24 protein-coding genes are annotated in these 20,808 nt (G+C 27.3%); 5 read left to right on the top strand and 19 right to left on the bottom strand.

The features are described from left to right. Positions 1–14: 14 nt before the first annotated feature. A complete protein-coding gene (locus tag SSABA_RS02160; protein ID WP_025250960.1) occupies positions 15–257 on the bottom strand; it encodes a hypothetical protein in 243 nt (80 codons plus the stop codon). 221 nt (positions 258–478) lie between these two features. Between SSABA_RS02160 and SSABA_RS02155 the strand changes: the two genes are divergently transcribed. The 3 genes from SSABA_RS02155 to SSABA_RS05215 all read left to right on the top strand — a co-directional run bounded on the left by SSABA_RS02155 (position 479) and on the right by SSABA_RS05215 (position 2,391). Further along, positions 479–1,342, top strand: a complete 864-nt coding sequence (locus tag SSABA_RS02155) for a P-loop NTPase fold protein (protein ID WP_025250959.1) — start codon at positions 479–481, stop codon at positions 1,340–1,342. Positions 1,343–1,519: 177 nt separating this feature from the next. Continuing rightward, positions 1,520–2,137, top strand: a complete 618-nt coding sequence (locus SSABA_RS02150) for a hypothetical protein (RefSeq protein WP_025250958.1) — start codon at positions 1,520–1,522, stop codon at positions 2,135–2,137. A gap of 47 nt (positions 2,138–2,184) precedes the next feature. Further along, entirely contained in the window at positions 2,185–2,391 is a 207-nt protein-coding gene (locus SSABA_RS05215) for a DNA/RNA helicase domain-containing protein (protein ID WP_025250957.1), read from the top strand. Between the two features lie 43 nt (positions 2,392–2,434). Here SSABA_RS05215 and SSABA_RS02140 read toward each other — a convergent pair whose 3' ends face one another. The 11 genes from SSABA_RS02140 to SSABA_RS02090 form a co-directional block, all read right to left on the bottom strand. After that, on the bottom strand, positions 2,435–2,749 hold the full coding sequence (locus tag SSABA_RS02140; protein WP_148293475.1) for a hypothetical protein: 315 nt from the start codon (positions 2,747–2,749) through the stop codon (positions 2,435–2,437). A gap of 92 nt (positions 2,750–2,841) precedes the next feature. Continuing rightward, entirely contained in the window at positions 2,842–3,114 is a 273-nt protein-coding gene (locus SSABA_RS02135; protein ID WP_025250955.1) for a SemiSWEET family sugar transporter, read from the bottom strand. A 27-nt stretch (positions 3,115–3,141) separates the two neighbouring features. Further along, entirely contained in the window at positions 3,142–4,233 is a 1,092-nt protein-coding gene (locus tag SSABA_RS02130; protein WP_025250954.1) for a DUF871 domain-containing protein, read from the bottom strand. Then, on the bottom strand, positions 4,234–5,364 hold the full coding sequence (locus SSABA_RS02125; protein ID WP_201766851.1) for an alpha-L-fucosidase: 1,131 nt from the start codon (positions 5,362–5,364) through the stop codon (positions 4,234–4,236). 91 nt (positions 5,365–5,455) lie between these two features. Next, positions 5,456–6,364, bottom strand: a complete 909-nt coding sequence (locus SSABA_RS02120) for an ROK family protein (protein ID WP_158500002.1) — start codon at positions 6,362–6,364, stop codon at positions 5,456–5,458. Next, positions 6,354–6,959, bottom strand: coding sequence for a hypothetical protein (locus SSABA_RS02115; RefSeq protein WP_025250951.1), 606 nt, complete (start codon positions 6,957–6,959; stop codon positions 6,354–6,356). The genes SSABA_RS02120 and SSABA_RS02115 overlap by 11 nt, the downstream gene beginning before the upstream one ends. A gap of 55 nt (positions 6,960–7,014) precedes the next feature. Beyond that, positions 7,015–8,601 carry a PTS transporter subunit EIIC gene (locus tag SSABA_RS02110; protein WP_025250950.1) on the bottom strand — a complete coding sequence of 529 codons (1,587 nt, stop codon included), beginning with the start codon at positions 8,599–8,601 and terminating at the stop codon, positions 7,015–7,017. Positions 8,602–8,612: 11 nt separating this feature from the next. After that, on the bottom strand, positions 8,613–8,807 hold the full coding sequence (locus tag SSABA_RS02105) for a hypothetical protein (protein ID WP_025250949.1): 195 nt from the start codon (positions 8,805–8,807) through the stop codon (positions 8,613–8,615). A 10-nt stretch (positions 8,808–8,817) separates the two neighbouring features. Next, complete coding sequence (locus tag SSABA_RS02100; RefSeq protein WP_051464686.1) at positions 8,818–10,245, bottom strand: glycoside hydrolase family 1 protein; 1,428 nt, start codon at positions 10,243–10,245, stop codon at positions 8,818–8,820. Positions 10,246–10,247: 2 nt separating this feature from the next. Further along, entirely contained in the window at positions 10,248–10,559 is a 312-nt protein-coding gene (locus SSABA_RS02095; RefSeq protein WP_038673628.1) for a PTS sugar transporter subunit IIB, read from the bottom strand. Positions 10,560–10,929: 370 nt separating this feature from the next. Continuing rightward, complete coding sequence (locus tag SSABA_RS02090) at positions 10,930–11,742, bottom strand: MurR/RpiR family transcriptional regulator (protein ID WP_025250946.1); 813 nt, start codon at positions 11,740–11,742, stop codon at positions 10,930–10,932. 661 nt (positions 11,743–12,403) lie between these two features. On the opposite strand from SSABA_RS02090, the gene SSABA_RS05205 reads away from it, so the two are divergent. Further along, positions 12,404–12,589: a DNA/RNA helicase domain-containing protein gene (locus SSABA_RS05205; protein ID WP_025250945.1), complete on the top strand. Its 186-nt coding sequence runs from the start codon at positions 12,404–12,406 to the stop codon at positions 12,587–12,589. 58 nt (positions 12,590–12,647) lie between these two features. Beyond that, on the top strand, positions 12,648–12,950 hold the full coding sequence (locus tag SSABA_RS05200; RefSeq protein ID WP_025250944.1) for a DNA/RNA helicase domain-containing protein: 303 nt from the start codon (positions 12,648–12,650) through the stop codon (positions 12,948–12,950). Between the two features lie 48 nt (positions 12,951–12,998). Here SSABA_RS05200 and SSABA_RS02075 read toward each other — a convergent pair whose 3' ends face one another. The 7 genes from SSABA_RS02075 to SSABA_RS02045 form a co-directional block, all read right to left on the bottom strand. Then, positions 12,999–14,279, bottom strand: coding sequence for a DNA methyltransferase (locus SSABA_RS02075; protein ID WP_025250943.1), 1,281 nt, complete (start codon positions 14,277–14,279; stop codon positions 12,999–13,001). A gap of 19 nt (positions 14,280–14,298) precedes the next feature. Further along, on the bottom strand, positions 14,299–16,110 hold the full coding sequence (locus SSABA_RS02070; RefSeq protein WP_025250942.1) for an ATP-binding protein: 1,812 nt from the start codon (positions 16,108–16,110) through the stop codon (positions 14,299–14,301). Between the two features lie 229 nt (positions 16,111–16,339). Further along, a complete protein-coding gene (locus tag SSABA_RS02065) occupies positions 16,340–16,969 on the bottom strand; it encodes a hypothetical protein (protein ID WP_025250941.1) in 630 nt (209 codons plus the stop codon). A 52-nt stretch (positions 16,970–17,021) separates the two neighbouring features. Further along, positions 17,022–17,651, bottom strand: a complete 630-nt coding sequence (locus SSABA_RS02060; RefSeq protein ID WP_025250940.1) for a hypothetical protein — start codon at positions 17,649–17,651, stop codon at positions 17,022–17,024. A gap of 51 nt (positions 17,652–17,702) precedes the next feature. Further along, complete coding sequence (locus tag SSABA_RS02055; protein WP_025250939.1) at positions 17,703–18,332, bottom strand: hypothetical protein; 630 nt, start codon at positions 18,330–18,332, stop codon at positions 17,703–17,705. 8 nt (positions 18,333–18,340) lie between these two features. After that, positions 18,341–19,204, bottom strand: a complete 864-nt coding sequence (locus SSABA_RS02050) for a putative cysteine peptidase (RefSeq protein WP_025250938.1) — start codon at positions 19,202–19,204, stop codon at positions 18,341–18,343. A 171-nt stretch (positions 19,205–19,375) separates the two neighbouring features. Beyond that, positions 19,376–20,347, bottom strand: a complete 972-nt coding sequence (locus SSABA_RS02045) for an LD-carboxypeptidase (protein WP_025250937.1) — start codon at positions 20,345–20,347, stop codon at positions 19,376–19,378. Between the last annotated feature and the right edge of the window lie 461 nt (positions 20,348–20,808).

Genomic DNA, 20,808 nt, shown 5'->3' with positions numbered 1-20,808 from the left:
GATTTGGTGAATATTTAAAGAAAGGAATCGTAATTTGATAAATCAATTTGATTAAAGATATTATTAAAAATACTATAGTGTCGTAAAATTTGATTTTCTGCAGAATCAAATCTCTCTGAAATAATAGTAAATTCTTCTTTTTTTATTACATGATCTGGTAAATCCAAGATAGTATCAAAATTTTTTTTAAAAAATTTTGATCATTTATCATAAAATTGATTAATTAATTTTTTTAATTTTTGTAATTGTTCATCCAAAATTGCCACCTCAACATTGCTTATTGATTTCATAATATGTAAATTTTTTATTTTTGTCAATTATTAAAACAATAAAATAGTTTGAAACTATAATTTATTTAATTATTAATTTTCTTTTTTTTGTCTATCTATTCTATTTATTTTAGATTTGTATTTCAAAATTAAGATATTTAATTATTTTCTATTAAAATAATAGTCTATAATATAGATAAAGAGGTATTATGAATAATAAAGAATTTAATGCTTATAATTTCAAAGAAATTAGCGAAACTTTAAAAAACAAAATTAAAACTTTTGTTAATAAAGAAGATAATGATGATAGAAGTTTAGGTATCTATGGTACATGAGGAACTGGAAAAAGCACTTTAATTGACAGTGTTTCAAAAGATATTTCTAATAAAATAAAAATCGTAAGAATTGAACTTTGAGAATATGAGTTATATCAAAATGATTTAGATATGATAGCAAAAAGAGTTTTTGAGGAAATTTTTGAATTTTCTAATCCTTATCAGAAAAAAGAAATAATAAGTAAAGTTATTAGCGGCGCCTTAAACATTACAAAAATTTTTGGGCCTTTTTTGGGTTTGCCAGGAAAAATTTTAGAAAATATTAGTAAGGTTTTTCAAAAAAATGATGAAGAATATAAATTTCTTAAATTATTAAAAGATAAAACCCTTGACAAAAAAGTCTTGATTATTTTTGACGAAATTGACAGGTGTAAAAAATCAAAAATTGAGGAGTATCTGAATTTTATAAAGCATATTGTATCTTGTTTATCCAATAATATAAAAACAGCAATTGTTTTGGACTATAAATTTACTATGGATACACTATTTGGAGATAAAGCAGACTCTAAAAATAAAGACTTATTTTTTGAGAAAATTATTTGTGACACTTTTAATATTGAAGAATTTTTGAAAATGCACCGAGTAAATAATGATTTAGATTATTGAATTGATGAAAGTATTTTTGAAGAATTAGTGAAAGAAAACATTATGCCAAGAACGAGAATGACAATACTAAATAAAGTAAATGACTTATACAAAGAATTAATCGAAGAAGAAGATGCCAAATTCGTAAGGTAACCACTCGCTTGAAAAAATATTATTTTATATTTTGTTTTTATAAACTGGAAATTCCAAAGCTTTTCTGGTTCAAAAAAATATCAAAGTCTTATAGAAACAATTAATGAGGCGAAAAATAAAATTGCAACTTTAAACTTCACTAACCGCGACTACTGGCAAAGTATCAGAATTTTTGAAATGAATTTTGGAGATGTTCATGCTGTAAAAAACCAAAATGACCGAATTGTAAGCAATATCTATGATGAAATTACAAAAAAATATGAAAGTATATCACCAAATGCTAAAATAAAGGTTTTGGATAAAACAATTACATATATAAGAGGACCCGTAGGAAAAATTAATTCATTAGTTCAAATAAATGATGACTGGGGTAAGTTTGAACTTTATAAATTATTAATTTGTGATTACGAATACGATACCATTAATTCGAGAACTTTTTTGGATAATTCTGTGAATTTAATAGACTGAGAAGTAATTGAAAAATCAATTAAATGAGTAAAAAGCGAAATAATTTCAAGAACCCAAGACAAAAAAACACGCTATGAAAATGTTAAAACTTATGAATTTGATAATTTTTCAGAAAAAGACATTTTAAAAAATGATATAGATATTTTCTACATTAAGCCAAAAGTGACCTTGATAAATAAATTCTGTGAATTTCCAAATAATCTTGATAAATCTTTTGTGGATTTTTTAAACCAAACAACGAAAATAGATTTATTTAATAACACAACTATAAATGAAAATGTTGTGTTAATGTTTAAATTTCTAGAAAAACTTTTTAGCCTCCTATAGTCCTAAAATAGTTATGATCACACAATTTAACTATTTAATTTTAGTCATTGATTTCAAAAACTGATTCTAGTGTAAAAGGGTTAAAAAGTAAAAAAATTGAGCCATTAGAGACTCAATTTATTGGTGATAAAATTATTAAAAATACTTATAAAACCTTAATGACTCAAGCCATGAAAGGTTGTTATATTTATTGTATTGATAAAGAGTTGGGAGAATACTTAAAAAATGATTTGCAAAAATTTAATACTAAATAAATCTTTAAATAAACCGAGTTTTAACATAAAGCTTAAGAATGAATTATTCTGTCTTTGTAAACATTTTTTTTATTTCCAAAATATTTCTTTTAAATTCTAAATCAGTTATAGAAGCACAAACTTCAAACGGTGTTATTTGATTTTTTAAATGAAAATTAATGTTCATCATAACTTTAAAAGAAATTAGTTTTTTCTTAATTCAAACTCTGATTGATGTTTGAATTGAAATTTTTTTAAAAGTATTTTTGTAAAAATCCTTGTTGAAGTTAAAATTTTTATCAAATTTTTTAATTTTTCTAATAAAAAAATCATTTGTTAAATTGGCGTATTGATTTTGATTGATTTCACGTTTTCTCACTTTTAAATACATTTTAGACTAAAATCTTTCAATATGAAAAAATTGACACAAAAAAATGCTTGTAAAAGCATTTTTTTTAATTTTAAAACTAGTTAATTTTTCTTTTTAGCAATATTGTAAATGACAAATCCTAAGATGATTACACTACAAATAAACGCTAAGATGTTAGCGATATAAATTTGTGGTGAGTTTTTCAAGAATCCATAGACTGTTCAAAGAGTGTAATTGGTTACAGCAAAGATAAACATAACCATCGAAACTGATTCTGTTTTTTTGGTTTTAATAACTTTATAGACTTGAGGAACTAGCATTAGCGAACTTGTTGCAAAAGCAAGTCATCCTATTATTTCTGTGGCAAGATTCATAAATTAACCTTTTCTATAAAAATTGAATTAATAGAATATAAATTTTGTTCATGGTTCAATATAATCTAGTATTGCTACTTGATCTGCCAAATTTTCTATAAAATTAAATTTTTGATCCTTATCAAGATAATTATCTTTCAAAATAATTTGCAATTCGCCTTTGTAATGATTAGCATTATCATTGAGAATAACAACATCACCTCTTTGAAAAACTTTTTTTAATCTCGTTGGTTGTATTTTAAAGTCTTTATACTTTGGTCTAACACTTGTTGAACGTATCACAAATTCACTAATGTCCCCCCTACGGAAATGCAGATTATCAAATAAAATTTTGTTTTCAATTTCAAAAAGTTGATTTTTAGGTAAATCAATTTTAAACGAAATATATTCTCTTTGTAATTGGCTCAATGCGATAAGCTCTTCATCACTTGCAAATGCATTTCCGATTATAACTCAATCAATTAAATTTGTAGCAAATAGATGCTTAGCTTGAATTTCTATTTCTAATTTTCGGTGATTTTCTAAAGTAACTAATTTTTGTGCTTCTGGGACCGGACCTTGATTATCATTTTTTGAGCCGACAAATGCCATTGTTGTTAAATTAAATTTTTTATATCTTTTACTTGAGTCTATAAAAAAAGCTAATGGCAGACCACTATCCTCTAAAGGGTAAAAATTATGAGATCCTGAAAGTTTGTTTTTAATTGGTTTAAAATCTAAAATATTATTAATGAAACTATCATTATTTGACATGTTAATTTGAATGTCGATTTTAAACTCATTGTATGTTGCTAGTGCCACTTGTGATGGTAATAAGGGTGCGTCTAAACGCAAACAATTAACTCCCAATTTTGCAAATGGTTCTAAGTTATTAATATCACATTTAAAAAGTTTAAACGCACCATCAGCTACATCCAAAATTATGTAAAAGCCTAATTTTTTAGCTTCTTCTATTAATTGAAAGTAATTTTCTTGATATTTTAAAAAATTATTTTCATCAAATTGTAAAACTGATAGAAACAAAATTTTAAATCCTAAGTTTGCGGACTTTTTTAAATAATCTAGATTGTTTTTAAAACTTGATTGCTCTGGATAAATTGAAATTCCAATTTCACGCATTTAATCACCTTCCTTTTCACAAATAATAACTTTATAAATAGTGTTGTTTCCATACTTAAATGATTTGGGGATAAAACTCAATTTTTGACTTTTTTGATCAAACTCATATATTTCTTTATCATCAAGTCCTTGCATTGTTTTTATTTTTTTTGTCACATTATTAAAGACAATCGATTTTAACTCTTTTGAACCGTAAGCGATTTCATCAACATGACCTCCTGATTTAATATTTGCCAGAAAAATTGTATAATGATCCCTGGTTTCAATCAAATAGTTTTCTCCTACCCTATCAACTAGGTTAAAATTCTCAAATAGTTTTTTTCCAAATTTATCAATTCAATCACCAACCATATTTAAAATTTGAGATTCAACATTGCCGACAATTCCATTTTTATCTAAGCCAATATTTAAAAGGTAATTTGCTTTGTTTGCAACGACATTGACTAGGTGAGTAATAACTTGTTGAATTGATTTAAAATTGTAATCAAGTTTTGCCACCCCCCAATGGTCATTTATCGTTTCACATACTTCACGAGCTAAATTTTCTTGGACTTCAACTAGCTGTTCTAATAAGGCTCCTTGTTCATAAGTTACCACTTCCAGAAATTCATTTCCAGCAGCTCCTTTGGCATTTAACCCAGAATTATTAACTATCACTGCATTGGGTTGATTCTGACGAATCATTTGATAAAGTTTGGTTTCATTTCAATCTGCATCAGGTTTACTTCAATTACCATCAAATCAGAATCCAGCGATCTCTCCATAGTTCTTTGTTAGAATTTCCACAGATTTATACAGGTAATCCAAGTAAGCATTAAAGTCTTTCTCAAATCTATCGTCATATCAATCTAAGGTTGTGTGATATAAAACAGGTTTGATATCATATTTACGACAAGCTTGAACAAAATCTTTGACTAAATCAGTTTGATTTTTCAAAGATTTAATATCAAAATCAGAGAGTCCTTTTGTGTCGTATAGTGAGAAACCTTCGTGATGACGAGTTGTTAAAACGACATATTTAAATCCTCATTTTTTTGCTTTGAAAATTAATGAATCAAAGTCAACTTGTAATTCTAAATTCTTCAAATTACCAAGCTTTTCTAAAAAATCAGATTTGCTTAATTTATTCATATTTCAATACCATTCTCCCTCTTCAAAAAAAGAATAAAGGCCGTAGTGAATAAATAAACCGTATTTTAAATTTTGATAGTTTTCAATTCTCTTATTCATAAGTTTTAATTCCTTTGTCATCTAAATACAATGCTAGGGCCCCAATTTTACCAGCATCGTTTTGAAATTGGCATGATTTAATTTCAGCCAAAATTGGAACACCAACAATAGCTTCAATTTCCTTGATTGTCTTTTTTAGTTCTTCTAAATATCAACTATTGGCAGAAACCCCGCCTCCAATTAAAATTAGTTCAGGGTCTACTGTGAAATACATATTTATAATCACTTGAGCAATTTTAACAAGTCGAGATTTGACAATTTGATATTCTTTTGACAAAGAGTCTTTTTCAGCCAGTTTTAAAATATCAATTCCCTCTAAATTTTTATTATAAACACTATTGTATTCTTCAACCAAACCATTCATTCCAGTTTGCACAGAAATGTTTTTAAAGTTTGTGAAATTATTATCTAAAATTCCACAACCAATTTCATTGGCCATAAAGTGCGAACCTACATAAATTTTTTCATTAATCATTAGCGCTCCACCAAGTGCTGTGCCAATTGTGATCAAACAAATATTTTTTTTACTCTGAGCAGCACCAAAATATTTTTCAGCAAGCAAAGCACAATTTGCATCATTTTCTATAAATCAGGGAATGGTGCATCATTTCATATAACCGTGTAAGTCATCTTGAATTAGTTTTGAGTTGCTATCTTTTAAAGAATACATTAACTTATTTTTAGCATCTATAATTCCCGACGCTGATATAGCGATTGCTGTAATATCAAAATCTTTACCAACCTCTTGATATGTATTTTTAATCAAATCGAAAATAGTCTTTTTTTCTAATAGTTTATAAGTAAATTTTGTTCTAAATTTCTCATTCATGTCTAAATCATAGAGACTCACCTTTAAACCAAGTCCCCCAATATCAAAACAAAGTATTAAATTATTTTTCATTTTTAAATTGGTCCAATCTATATAAATATAACTCATTAGAATTAATATTTTTAACTTCTTCTTTTTTATTTTTATAGCCAATATCAAGACTATTAAAAGTTTGTTTAAAATCTTTTTTTAAAAAAACCTTACGCATGAAAGTGTTTAATGAGAAAATTGAAATTGGTTCCTTACCAAAAACATGAACTTGATATTTAATTTTTTTAAAACCTAAAATGTTTTTTATTTTTAAAGTAGTTGTAAAAATATTTTCTTGCTTTATTAAAGTAAGCGTAATTTTTTTATCTTTTTCAAATTCAATTTTTATTACTTGGCCATCTAATTTTTTTAAGGAGTAATACTGCGGCTCTGAATCGTCAATGTTAAATTCAAAGTTTCTAAATAAATTTCCTGCCAAATTGTTAACCCCAAGGGCAAAAGCTTGTAAAGTTAAAAGGCCTCGCTTCTTCAAAGTCTTGGACATAAAATAATTTCTTTTAATATGATCTATCATTGAGGCATGAGTTTGTTGCTTTAGAGTTTCTAACTGAGCATTAAAATCCAAGGCTTTTCGTGATCAACTTTCCAACTTTTCATTTTTTAGTAATTCTGTCATATTGACTCCTTGCTAAAAACACTCTATTAAAATAGAGGTGTTTTAAATTTATTTATTAAGCTTCTTTTTTGATTTCTTTTGTTTTTTTAGATTTATTTAGTTTTTTTAGTCGCTTAGCTTCTTTATCTTCTGCTAACTCTAATACTAGTTGTTTATTGTAATCCTCAAGTGAGAGACCAAGTTGTTGAGCATCTAGGTTTTTTTGAACACGCTCACCAATTGGTAAGAACAATGATCACATTCCAAATGCAAAGGCTAAACCAATAATATCAAATACAACCGATCGTCAATCTAGTCCTGTCATTAGTAGATTTTGAAGAATGAATGGTGTTCATCCCAAAGGTATAACGACAGGTCGAACTCAATGTCAAATTACAAACAAGTGTGTCATTACTCCCATAAATGTAAAGCCAATTACATAAGGGATAAAGTAGCTGACATTAAAGATCATCGGAATTCCAAAAGTCATCGGTTCATTTATTCCAAATACCCCAGGACCAGCACTAAGTTTTGATATTTCACGATATGGTTTATATTTACTAAAACATAATATTGCAATAATTAACCCAAGAGTGGCCCCAGTTCCTCCGATGTAAGTCATCATTTGGTTAAAAAGCGGATGGAGTCCGTCCATAACTTTACCACTCTCTAAAGTTATTGGTAAAGTTCAATAATTTCCTCCAGCTCCTATTCCATTATTTAGTGGATTTTGTAAATAAAGTTTTCAATAACTAGCATTTTCATACATTAATGGAGTTCAAATAATACTTGTAACTGGTGATAAGATGTTTGATCCGTGAAGACCAAAGAATCAAAAGAATGCAATGAAGAAAACAATAATTCCAGTAGATCAAACACTAGTTCCTAATGCTCCAAACGGTTTTCCTAAACCATAGGTGACAGCCTTAAATAAAGTGTTTTGTAATACTCCATTCTCATCAACAATATGAGCGCCCTCAGCAATTCAACTTCATCCCTTTCCCATTAACGAGAACGAAGCCATGACAATTGTTATAGAAATAATTGAGGCAAATACCTCAGAAATTACTGGTGGGACACTATCGGGTAATTTAAATCTTAGTTTTTTAATATTCATTAACTTGGCAAATAAATACGGGGCAAGTAACCCAACAAATACCCCAAGTAGGATTCCGTCGGTTCCAATAAATTTGGGACCCTCATCAAAATTAATTCCAAAGGGCATTAACGTCATGAATGCAGCAACCGTTACAATCGCCCCAGTTAATGGAGAACCATTTTTTAAATATGATTTAGATACAAAATATCCTATGGCAATAACAAAATATAATGTGAACGGTACGGTTGCTGCACTTCAAATTGATCAAAATCATTGTGCTAAATATTTATCAGTTCATAAAATATATGAACTATCCTTAATACCAGGTATTTTACCAAACAACACATCATTTTGGAAAAATATTAATCCAATAATTACAGGGAATGCTGCTCCCAATAAAGGAACAGAAGACACTGCAAAACCGTCTCTAATAGCTGCTAAAATTTTATTTGAGCCAATTTTTGAACCAAACTTTACAAAACCATTACTAGTTTTTTGCGAAAAACTTTTTCATTTTTCTTTGAAAGTTTTTGAAGGCTCTTTTTTTTCAAGTTCTTGTTTCATTTCTATCCTTTCTAAATGATAATTTCCTCAACAATTTGTGATTCTTTATCCAAAATATAATATCTGTCTACTTTATAAGTCTTAGCTAAGGTGAGACAACGTTCTTTTGCTACTTCAATTTTTGGTAAGGCTCCAATTGAATTTCCAGAGAATTTAATTTTAAATCCTCCATAATCTCCTGGAGAAATCGTTAATTTATTTTCCATTTTCGTTCTCCTAAAATTTTAAAATATGCTTTTTGTATGAATCAATTTCATCTTTTGAATAACTTAATTTTTTTTCTTGACTTAATTGTTTAAACCATTTACCCGAAGATTTCATTGTTCTTTTGTTGGTTTTTAAATCGAAAGTGTACAAGCCGTATCGATTTTTAAATGCGTTTAATCAACTTCAATTATCAATAAAAGTTCATACATGGTAGCCAAAGCAGTTGGCCCCTTGATTAATTGCTTGATTTAGTCAATATAAGTGTTCCTTATAAAAATTGATTCGATAATCATCTTGAACTTCAAGACCGCTATTCATAAATCGTTCTTCTTCTCCAACACCAATACCATTTTCTTGAACCATTCACCTAATATTGTTAAAATCTTCTTTAATCCATTGAGCAATTTCGTAAAGACCCTTGCCATAAATTTCTCAACCGCGATGTTGATTTATATTTGAATCTGGATGAATTTCTTGTTTAAAATAGAAATCCCTGCTTGTTGCTTTACCAATCATTGATTTTCCTGTTAATCTTACAGGAGCATAATAATTCACTCCCAAAAAATCAACAGTATTATTTTTTATTGTTAGCAACATTGATTGACTAGCTTCAAAAGAAATTTGAAAGTCATTGAGCATTTTAATTAACTTTGGATCTATAATTCCCTTTATAGCAGGATACAAAAAGATATTGTTGGTAATTGTATGCTCAAATTCACAGGCCTTAACATCCAGAGGGTTTGTTTTATCCATTGGATAAGCTGGGGTTAAATTTAAACAAATTCCAATTTCAGAATCAATATTTAGTTTTCTAAAGGATTCAATAACCAAAGCGTTGGCATACATTAAATTTAAAGCAACATTCATTGATATTTGAAAATCATTAATTAAAGGTAAATGATAACCATAAACATAACCCGAATCAACAATTACAAGCGGTTCGTTAAAGGTGATTCACTTGTCAACAAAATTTTTAAAGTGAGAAAAACAAATCTTTGCAAATTCTACAAATTTATCAATAACAACTTGTGATTTTCATCCTCCAATTGCTTCTAAGGCTGCTGGCATATCAAAATGATGCAAGCACAAATGCAATTCAATTCCTTGATTTTTGATTTCTTTAAAATAATCTAAGTAAAATTTTAATCCTTCAGGATCAATTTCATTTTTATCAAAATCTCTTATTAATCGAGATCATTGAATACTGGTTCTAACCGAACTTAAGTTAGTTGCTTTCATTAAAGCAACGTCATTTTTAAAATTATTTTTCAAATCGTGTAGTTTTTCAGGACCATATTCATTGAAAAACTTCTCGGGACTTTTCATGAACCATTTATCTCAATTTGATTGATTGACTTTGGAATAATTACCTTCCGTTTGTGGTCCAGAAAATGAAGCGCCGAAAAGAAAATCTTTAGTAAAATTTATTTCTTGCATCTTTATTTTCCAAAGTTTTCTATCAATTTTATAGCAATATTTAAAATAGCTTCACCATTGGCCATACCATAATCGCGAGTATTTATTGCAGCAACCGGTTTTTGATTATTAACAGCTTCTTTATAACGATCTAGATAAAATGCCACTTGCGGTCCTAATAATATTACATCTCAGTCAGCGGTGCGATTGATTGCATCAGCTGTTGGAACAGCTTCAATTGTTGCTTCAATATTTTGCTTAGCAGCAAAATCCTGCATTTTCTTAACAACAATTGAGGTTGAAACTCCAGCGTTGCAGACTAACATTATTTTCATAATTTTTCCTCCTTTTTGAAGTTTAAACCGAAATTTTTACTTCTATTTTTATTTTTTCATAAAAAACTCCAAAATTAATTTCATTATATGAAAAAATTTTCAGTTATTTAGTCTTATAATTAAATTAATTAGGAAAGTGACTGATTATTTTGAATTGACTGCAAATTTTAGCAACTATTTTGTTTGTTATTCCTATTTTTTTTAGTGGGGCTGTTCAATGGTATACTTATGGCCTTAAAAAATATATTCCGCGAAAATGAGTCATTATCATCACTACATTTGCTGTTTTTTGGGTAATAGCAACTATTTTGTTTATTGTTGGAACGCTATTTATATAGAAAAAGAGTTTTATCTAGATAAAACTCTTTTTCTATATTCGATCCTGGTTTTTATAGTTTTTAACTTTTTCTGTAAGAATTAAAATAGCATTATTAATTTGTTCTAATGTGAAAAGTGTTCCCACATCTGCTACAGTGCGACCCTGAAAAACTGACTCGTTTTTACAAAGGTCTAAAATAATATCAAATTTTTTTATTGAATTATCAAAAATATTTTTAGTTAAAACTATTTTTTTGCAATCAACTTTATTTACGTTTAAAATTATATTTTCAATTTGTCTTTTGTGCAAATTGTAGTCTAAAATGAAAACAGCATCATTATTAGTGACATTACTCATGAAAGCTTGTTGTTGGTCGATATCACTAGAGAAAAAAGATGATATTCCAAGTCTTGATAAGAGATTTTCAAGGTGCAGTAACAAGGCACAATTGCCCCCTACTGCAAACAAATAGACATTTTGAGATTTGGTCAAAATTTCTACAACTTTCTCGATTTTTGAAATATTTTTAGAATAACTTTTTTCAATTGCCTTGATTACATTATTTTTATGGGTATCTAATAATTTTAGAACTTGATTTTTATCTTCTTGGACAAAAATCTCATTCCCCTCACTCAAAAAATTAATTTCTGAAACAATATTTGGTACTAATTGTTTAAAACCATCGAATCCCAGTTCCTTACAATATCTAGTAATTGTTGATGGAGATGTATTTGATCTTTTAGCAAGTTTTAAAATTGAAAGTTTTTCAATTGATCCAAGATTTTTAATTATGTAATCTGAAATTGCTGAGTAACTTGAATTTTGATTATTTCTCATTTTTCTGATTTTAGTAATTGTGTCCATCTAAAAACCTCTTTTTATTTAAAGTTATTATACCCCAAATATGAAGGTCTTAATTTGGAAATATCATTTAGTCCTTATTTAAAACATTTTTAAGCACGAAATTTTATTTATTGGCAAGTAAAAATAAAAATTAGTCATTTTAAAAGCGATTAAAATTAATTATGTCTAATTCAGTTGATATCATCAAAATTGACATAGTCAGGTTGGTCAACTAGGTTTTTGAATTCTATTATTTAGAGTTTGATGAAAATGTGATCATTAAACTAGTTTAATGATTATAAATAAAATTGTATATAAAAAATTTAAATCTTAAATTATAATTATGCTACTTGATATATTTATGATTTTTATTACTTACACTTTAAAAAGTCAAATGATATTCAATTGGAAACATTTTTTTTATAATTAGTTAAATTTTTGAATACATGTTTATCAAATTTTTTTGTTAAAAATAGCAAAGCATAGATATTAGACAATCACTTTAACTACATGTGAGATGATTGTGATAATCGTTATGGATGGACTAATTTTAGCGATATAAATAGAACTAATTCTATAAAGCTTGATAGTTTCCAAGTCAGACATTAATGAATAAAATATTTGTATTATAGAATTATAATTTCATTTTAGAACTAATGGAAGTAAAGCTTATACTGATTGATTGGATAAAACTTTAGAAATCAAAAAGGACTTAGAGTTAGATTACAATCAAAAATTAAATTATGATATTCAAATATTTGATGATATTAATGAAATGTATGAGCAGTTAAAAGAAAAAAATACTGATAACAAAGCTAGAATGATAGCTGGTTATACTTTTGATTCAAAATCAAAAAATAATCATTAAGTTTTTGATATTGAAATTAAAGATTTTAAAAACGCTGAAAACTAGCTAAAGATGATACTTGGCTATTTCAAAAGATTCCTTTGAACAAGTTGGATGTATTCATACTTCTCAAGGAATCGAGTTTGATTATGTTGGGGTGATAATTGATGATGACATGTTTTATGAAAATAATAAATTAAAGACTGATTTTAATAAACGTTCAAAAAACGATTCTAGTGTTAAAGGGTTAAAAAGTAAAAAAATTAAGCCATTAGAGGCTCAATTTATCGGTGATAAAATTATTAAAAATACTTATAAAACCTTAATGACTCGCGCCATGAAAAGTTTTTATATTTATTGTGTTGATAAGGAGTTAGGTTAATACTTATAAGAGTGTTTTAACTATTTCAAAAAATTAAAAAACAAGTAATTACTTTTTTTGCACAAAAATAATAGTCTCTTCATTGATGCTTTTTATAATTCCATTATTTGATTTAATTATTCTAGGTATGGTTTTTTGAATAATATTTCTATTTATTGAATCTACTAATCTATAATTACCAATACTTCCAAGAAACTCAAAAGTTATTTTATCTAAGTAAATAATTTCATCCGCTACTCTACGATTTCCTAAGGTCATAATTAAAAAACCATTACTGTTTAATATTCTATCAGCAGATTTCAAAAAATTAAAGTAATCTTCTAAAAATGACAATACCTTAGTAACCCTTTTGTCATTTTTTAATTTCAGAAATAAAGTTTTCAATGTTTGTGAATTTTCAATAATTTCACTAAATTCACTTTTTTTTCTTAATTTACCCCCTAAAGAATCGTTATCTATTTTTGAAAAATTATTTTCATATTCAACACTTACTGCGTTCTTTAACCAAAGCAATGGTAATATAGAGAATTGTCCATATGAAATCGTTGTTTTATTGTCACCATAAGGGGGAGATGTCATTATTAAATCTATTTTTTTATTTTTTATAAATTTATCTAAGCTAATTGAATTTTTGTTATATAAATTTATCTGTGTTTTAGAAAGAAAGGGTTCAATTTCTTCTTTTATAGCAATTGCAATTTTTAATGAATAGCTTAAAAAGGATTGAAGAATTTTATCTTCGCTAATCTTTGAAATCGCTTCTTCTTTTTTTATGTGAAGTTTTGAAGTAGAATTTCTGTCATTGGAGAATTCCTTAGCGATATTAATTAAGGCTATTTCGTAAACATTTGAATATTTTCATTCATTAGAATATATTATATGCCTAATTTTACTTACTTCTTTAATTACCTCAATTTTATATCATTTATCAATTTTATTAAATTTATGTATTTTAAAATCTTTTAAATTATTAAATAACATTTTAAATAAAGAAAGCTCTTCTTTTAAAATTTTTGAGTCAAATTTATAGCTAGAATATTTAAGTTTATTAATTATAAACGAATAAGGGTTCAAATCATTTCCAAATATTTTTTTAATTCCCAAAGATGCTGCAACATCTATTATTGTTCCAGAACCCATGAATGGGTCCAGAACTGAATCAATTTTAAAATTTATATTTTTTGAAAAAAAATCTAGAATTTCCAATTGCATCGAAGAGACCATTTTTGCAGGATATTTAATATTTTTCTCAAGCAAGGTTTTTTTCCTTTTCTCAAAATCTCAGTAATTGTTTCTCTTAGAAATTAAGAAATCATTTAGGATACTCACAGTAATGCCCCCTTTTTATTTAAATTAGTTTTATTACGGCGTTTAAAAAACCTATTATTTCATCCTGATGCCTATCTGCATCTTTAGGAAAATGAATATTAGAATTGAGAGATCTCACAAAATCAGTTAGATAATCAATTTTCACACCTGATTTTGATTCAATTTTTTCTCTGACTTTTTCAATATATTCTGAAAATTCAAATGAAGATTTATTAAAAAATACTCTTAGCAGAGACTCGATTGATTTATCAACTTGAGTATCTCCATTAATTTTTTTTTGGAAAATTCTTGAATAAGAACTTCTTATATCAGAGTCATTTGTTTTGTTTCAGTTTTTTTTAATAAATCTTATTAAAACTAATTCAGAAAAAACCCTAATCAAGGAATAAAACGAAATGTAGAAATGCGAAAAAACATCGCCTTTTGTAAAATCCTTAAAGGATTTAAATTCAGAAATACATTGATTTAAGCCTCCGTAGAATCGATCATTTTCTTTAACGGTGTCTGCACAATGAATAATTTTCTCATATAAAGATTCTCATGGATCTGATGGTGATTCAAGCTTTTGAATTATTTTTGACTCGGCGTACGGAAATTTTGAATTATTTTTTTCTCCAGTCAAATTATTGTTTTCATTATTTTCCATTTGGATTGAATGCATTTTTGCTTCAACAGAATTATTATCAATTTCGATTTCGATTTGCTCAAATTTCTTTTTTAATATAGAGGGAATTTTTTTTAGTAATTCCTTATATTCATTATATATGCCATAATCATCGTTTACAAAATCAGTTCTTGACGCATTAAAGTTTAAATTACTATTTTTTATCGAAGTGTAACCAAATGGTTGATTAAAAGGCAAGGAATTGCTAGTATTTTTTCCGTATTTAGAAAGGTCTAACCCTAAAGTATTTTTGGAATAAACAATCATGTCATTAAAATAAAAAAGATTTCTAGGATTCTGTTTTTTAATAGGGTTTTTAAAAATATTTAAATCCGATTCTGTTATTTGTTTTTTACCCTTGGGTGAAAGATCTAGTAATATATACTCGAAAATTATTTCTCCTTCAATTTTATCAAGTTTAAAGTCTTCTGAAAATTTTTTTTCATTCATATTTCTATCAAAAATACTTATTTCAGTACTTTTAGAGTTGCATTTGACCTTTAAATAATACCTAAATAAATCTTTTTGATTTGGATTGTTACCAATTTTCAACATTTTAGAAACTGGACTTACTGAATAAATATTTCTATCTTCACAATTAAAATCAATGTTAAATTCATCATTAAGTGTCATAAAATTAATTAGTGATTCTAATTCTTCTAAGTCTTGTTCACTAAAAGGACTTAGTTCAGAAATTTTTATCTTAGTGCCTTTATTTTGAAGTTTTTTATTTGTCTTTTCAAATTCTATATCCTCAATTTTTTTATTTGAATCATCAAGAATATTTCAGCTGGTTTTAACCGACAGTTCATATCCGTCAAAACAGTTTGAAACTATTTCTAAATTATTTCCAAGACGTATTGTAGAGTATGATCCACTACCTTTCATTCCTGTTATATTTCTGCCACTTCTAGTTAATCCGTTTCTTTTCTTATTTGATTTAGAAACGATCAAAAAACTATCAAAAGCTGATTCTGAAAAACCTTCTCCATTATCGGAAATAACTAGCTCTTTTGCTTCTAAATCTAAATTTATTTTGCAATTTTTAGCATCTGCATCGAAAGAATTTTTTACAAGTTCCAAAATCGCTTGTGATTTAGATTCTATGCTCTCATTTGCTTGATCTAATAAAATCTTTACCGATGATGACATTTTTCTTTCTTCCATAAAATCTCCTTTTAATTATAAATATATTATATCATTAAGGTAAAAAATGTTATATATATGATTAGATTCTATCTAAAAAACATTTTTAAAAAAATAAATAACCCGGTTTGAACAAATTTTTTAAACTTTATTGGAGAATTTAGTGTTTTAGTTAAATTTAATTTTTCAGAATTTCTATATATTTGTTCAAATAATTATTACGCACATTTTAATTTGCTAATTTTATATTTTAAACAAATTTGATATTACATTCTACTAATGTTACATCGTGTCAATCTAAATCAACACTATATCTTCTAGATTTATCAATTTCTTCACTTTCAGGCATTTGAATTGTTACTCGATAAATTTTTTTATCACCCTCGTTAATAATTGCCTTTTCTGTAATAGGACGGGGAAGTCCTTGGGAACCAATTCTAATGTCTTCCTCTCCTTCAGAAGTTGGGTTGTATTCTGGATCTAAAATATGAATGTCTATATCACAACTTTTGTTATCCTGTGATAACAAACAAGTTTGATTTTGGTCTTGTTTAGTTTTTTTGTAGCCTAACTTTGAAGAAAAACTTATCTCAAATCTTCCCTTGTATTTACCTGAACTAACTATTGGTTCAGGTCTAATAAATGCACCGTGACTTCAAGAGTCTGATACCGCTAAACTAATTTCTAATTCCTTAAATCGAGGGTTTTGATCTACAAAACTCTCTATTATTGTTTCGGTTTTCAAATTTTCAAGCATACCTAAATCTGTGACATCAACATATTCATGAATATCGATTCGCTTATCAGCACATGCAACCACTTGATTTGCTAACATTATTGATGGGCTGATTACAGCCAGTGTTTTAATTATTTTTTTCATTTTTTCTCCTAATATGGTTTGACTCTATTAAATTTCTTAGTTATTAATTATTTTAAACAAATTTGATATTGCTCCTCGCTAACCTTACATCATATCAATAAACAGTAGCACTGTATCTTCAAGAATTATCAATTTCTTCACTTTCAGGCATTTTAATTGTTACTCGATAAATAATTTTATTATCCTCGTTAATAATTGCCTTTTCTGTAATAGGACTGGGAAGTCCTTGGGAACCAATTCTATTATCTTCCTCTCCTTCAGAAGTTGGGCTGTATTCTGGATCTAAAATATCAATGTCGACATTACAACTTTTGTTATCATGTGATAACAAACAAATTTGATCTTGGTCTTGTCTAGTTTTTTTGTAGCCTAACTTTGAAGAAAAACTTATCTCAACTATTCCTTTATATTTACCCGTACTAACTATGGACAAAGGTTTAATAAATGCACCGTGGCTTCACGAATCCGATACCGCTAAACTAATTTCTAATTCCTCAAATCGAGGGTTTTGATTTACAAACCCTTCGATTATTGTGTCGTTTTTCAAATTTTCTAGCATACCTAAATCCGTGACGTCAACATATTCACGAATATCGATTCGCTTATCAGCACATGCAACCACTTGATTTGCTAACATTATTGATGGGCTGATTACAGCCAGTGTTTTAATTATTTTTTTCATTTTTTCTCCTAATATGGTTTGACTCTATTAAATTATTAGCAATTAATTATTTTAAACAAATTTGATATTACACCTCACTAACGTTACATCATATCAATCCACATCGACTCCGATTGAATGAGATTCATTAGTTTCTGGATTTTCAGGCATTTGAATTGTTACTCGATAAATTTTTTTATCACCATCACTAATAATTTTATGTTGGGTAATTGGGTCGGGAAAACCAAAAGAGCCAACTCTAATATCTTCATCTCCTTCAGGAGTTGGGTTGTATCCTGAATCTAAAATATCAATGTCTATATCACAACTCTTGTTATCATGTGATAACAAACAAGTTTGATTTTGGTCTTGTTTAGTTGTTTTGTAGCCTAACTTTGAAGAAAAACTTATCTCAACTCTTCCCTTGTATTTACCCGAACTAACAATTGGCTCAGGTCTAATAAATGCTCCATAACTTCAAGAATCCGAGGCACTTAAACTAATTTCTAATTCCTTAAATCGGGGGTTTTGATTTACAAACCCTTCTATTATTGTGTCAGTTTTCAAATTTTCAAGCATACCTAAATCTGTGACATCAACATATTCATGAATATCGATTCGCTTATCAGCACATGCAACCACTTGATTTGCTAACATTATTGATGGGCTGATTACAGCCAGTGTTTTAATTATTTTTTTCATTTTTTCTCCTAATATGGTTTAACATCTTTAAAGCTCAAACCTTTTTTCTTGATTTCATCCCAGGTATGCATTTTACCATCATACTCGAATCTTGGTTTTGGTGCTATTATTTTTTTACTAGTTTTTGGATAAAAAGCATTTCAAAAACCACGTGAATAATAATGTCAAACTTTACTTTTCTCAATGATTACTGCACAATTGCGCTTTCTTCAATCTGATGATCAACCAAAATGCACCAAGTAACTTTTGGTTTTTTTATCATAACCATAAATTACCACATTATGAGCTAAGCCATATGCAACAAAAGATAACATCACAGGCACATTGTGTTTCATCATTTTGGCTTCGGGCTGTGAAGTGTGACCAATTGATAAACAAGATTTAATTGCAATTCTTTTTTTAATTTCTTTACCTTTAATTCATTTCCTTAAAGTGTCGTCAACATTTACTCCTCACCAAAGGTCAATTTTTCTATTATTTAACTCTCACAGTCTAGCAACGAAAGAATCACTTTTATCATTGAACTCATAATATTTGTGAATTGGCATATTAATTTCTCTTGAATTATTTTTTTGTAGTTCAAAATAGTTATCATATTCCTTATCAGTAAAGTACCCATAATTGTAAAAGAGTTCTTGATATTTAATAAGCATCGCCAGGGAAACATACTCACAAAGCCCTATTCCGCTTTCTCCTTTAAGATTTTCAGCATCAGTATAACCAAATGACTGCATTGACTCTAGTTTGGTAAACCATTCATAGTTGGGTACTAAGTACGAGAATTTTTTTATTTCCTCGTCTGTGGCGTATCGGCCAATTTTTGTTGCACTATTTGTTGCCTGTGATATTTTATTTGAATATTTGTTTTTCATTAAAACCCTTCTTTCCAAAGTTAATACGAGAACTTTTTAATTTAAAAAGTTTCTTATATATATTATATATCTTCTTATTAAAAAGAAATTTACAATTAATATTTACTAACTGACAATCTATCTAATTCTTGTATGATTGGCATTAATAAGTAATTTTTGATAGTCAATAACTTATATGACACCCCTCATCTTAATATATTGAGTGATTTCCTTGTTATTAAAGTCAATTTTCATTTTTTTTCTCAATAAAAGACTATTTGTGGGATGGGTGTGGCCACAATCAATGTAATAAACTAAATTTGGAATCTTAATTTGATTGGCCTTATATATTTCCTTGATTAAAATATGAGGCTTAATTTTTGAACCAAAGTCTTCATATTTCTCATACTTGCCAAATATAATAGCTTTGATCTTTTTTAAAGCTCCGCTGATAAATAAAAATGAAAACAACTTTTCGATCTGCTCCAAGTTTTTGTGACTATCTTCAATAAATAAAATTTTGTTTTTAAAAAATTTTGTTTTTAAAAACAAATCTGTTGTTGCTAAAGAATTCAAATTGCCCCCAATTAGTTTCCCTTTTACAATCACCTTGCCTTCAAATTCAGTTTTGTTTTTGTGCTTTCGCTTGGGTTTTTCAAATTTATCTCAATTTATGTAGTCATCTGTTCAATAGTCAAATTCTTCAATGACATTAACTTTGCTTGTTATAGATTCCATCAATTTAGCATATGTTTTATCAGAATAAATTTTCTCTCATTCACCGAAATGAGAAATTAATGATGGACCGTAAATTACTCGTGCTTTCGTTTTTTGAGAAATTGCATTTAGAATTGGTGAAGCATCTGAGTTTCCTGCAAATATCATGTTTTTCTTTATAAGTTTGAAATCAATTAAACCCACTATTGAATTACTGCAAAAACCCCCAATGGATGAGATATAAATATTGCATTTTAATTTTAATAAATTATTGAATTCACTGGCTCGATCTTTAATACTCCCTGATCGATAAAAATCTTTATTATAAAAAAGTTCTCCAAGAATAACTTCATGACCTTTATTTTGCAAAAATTTAATTGCATTCATCGCTCGATTCGGACATTGCTGAAAGGCTGGAGCACTTGCGCTAAAAACTCCGATTTTCATTTTAAAACTCCTTATTTTTTTAAAATAAATTACTCAACTTTGATGAAATAACTTTTTAATGATTTTTGGTTTACAAATTTGAGTAAATAATTTTAAGATTATTTTTAAATAAATCTTGTGTCTTTTTTTATTAAATTAAATTTTACTAGTAATAAAATATTGCTATTCTTGACAACAAATGTCTTTCTATAAATATAATACTTTAAAGTAGTAATTTGTCAATTTTATATACACCTGACTAAAAAAAGACACAACTTTGATTTTATTTTCCAGATACTTATTGATTTGCAAAATATTTATCTTAGACAAACAAAATTTGGCTTTTTAAAGATTGTTAACCCTCATTCTTCCTATCTTTGGTAGACTATTTATACAAAATAAATAAATTTTATAACACTTATAGTTGTTTTTTTATCTGAAAATATTTATAATCATAGCGTACTAAACTATTAGTATGCAAA

The organism is Spiroplasma sabaudiense Ar-1343 (genome assembly GCF_000565215.1).
Taxonomy (GTDB): Bacteria; Bacillota_I; Bacilli_A; order Mycoplasmatales; family Mycoplasmataceae; genus Spiroplasma_B; species Spiroplasma_B sabaudiense.
Note: the sequence above shows the minus strand (reverse complement) of the source record. Positions and strands in the feature narration are given on the sequence as shown.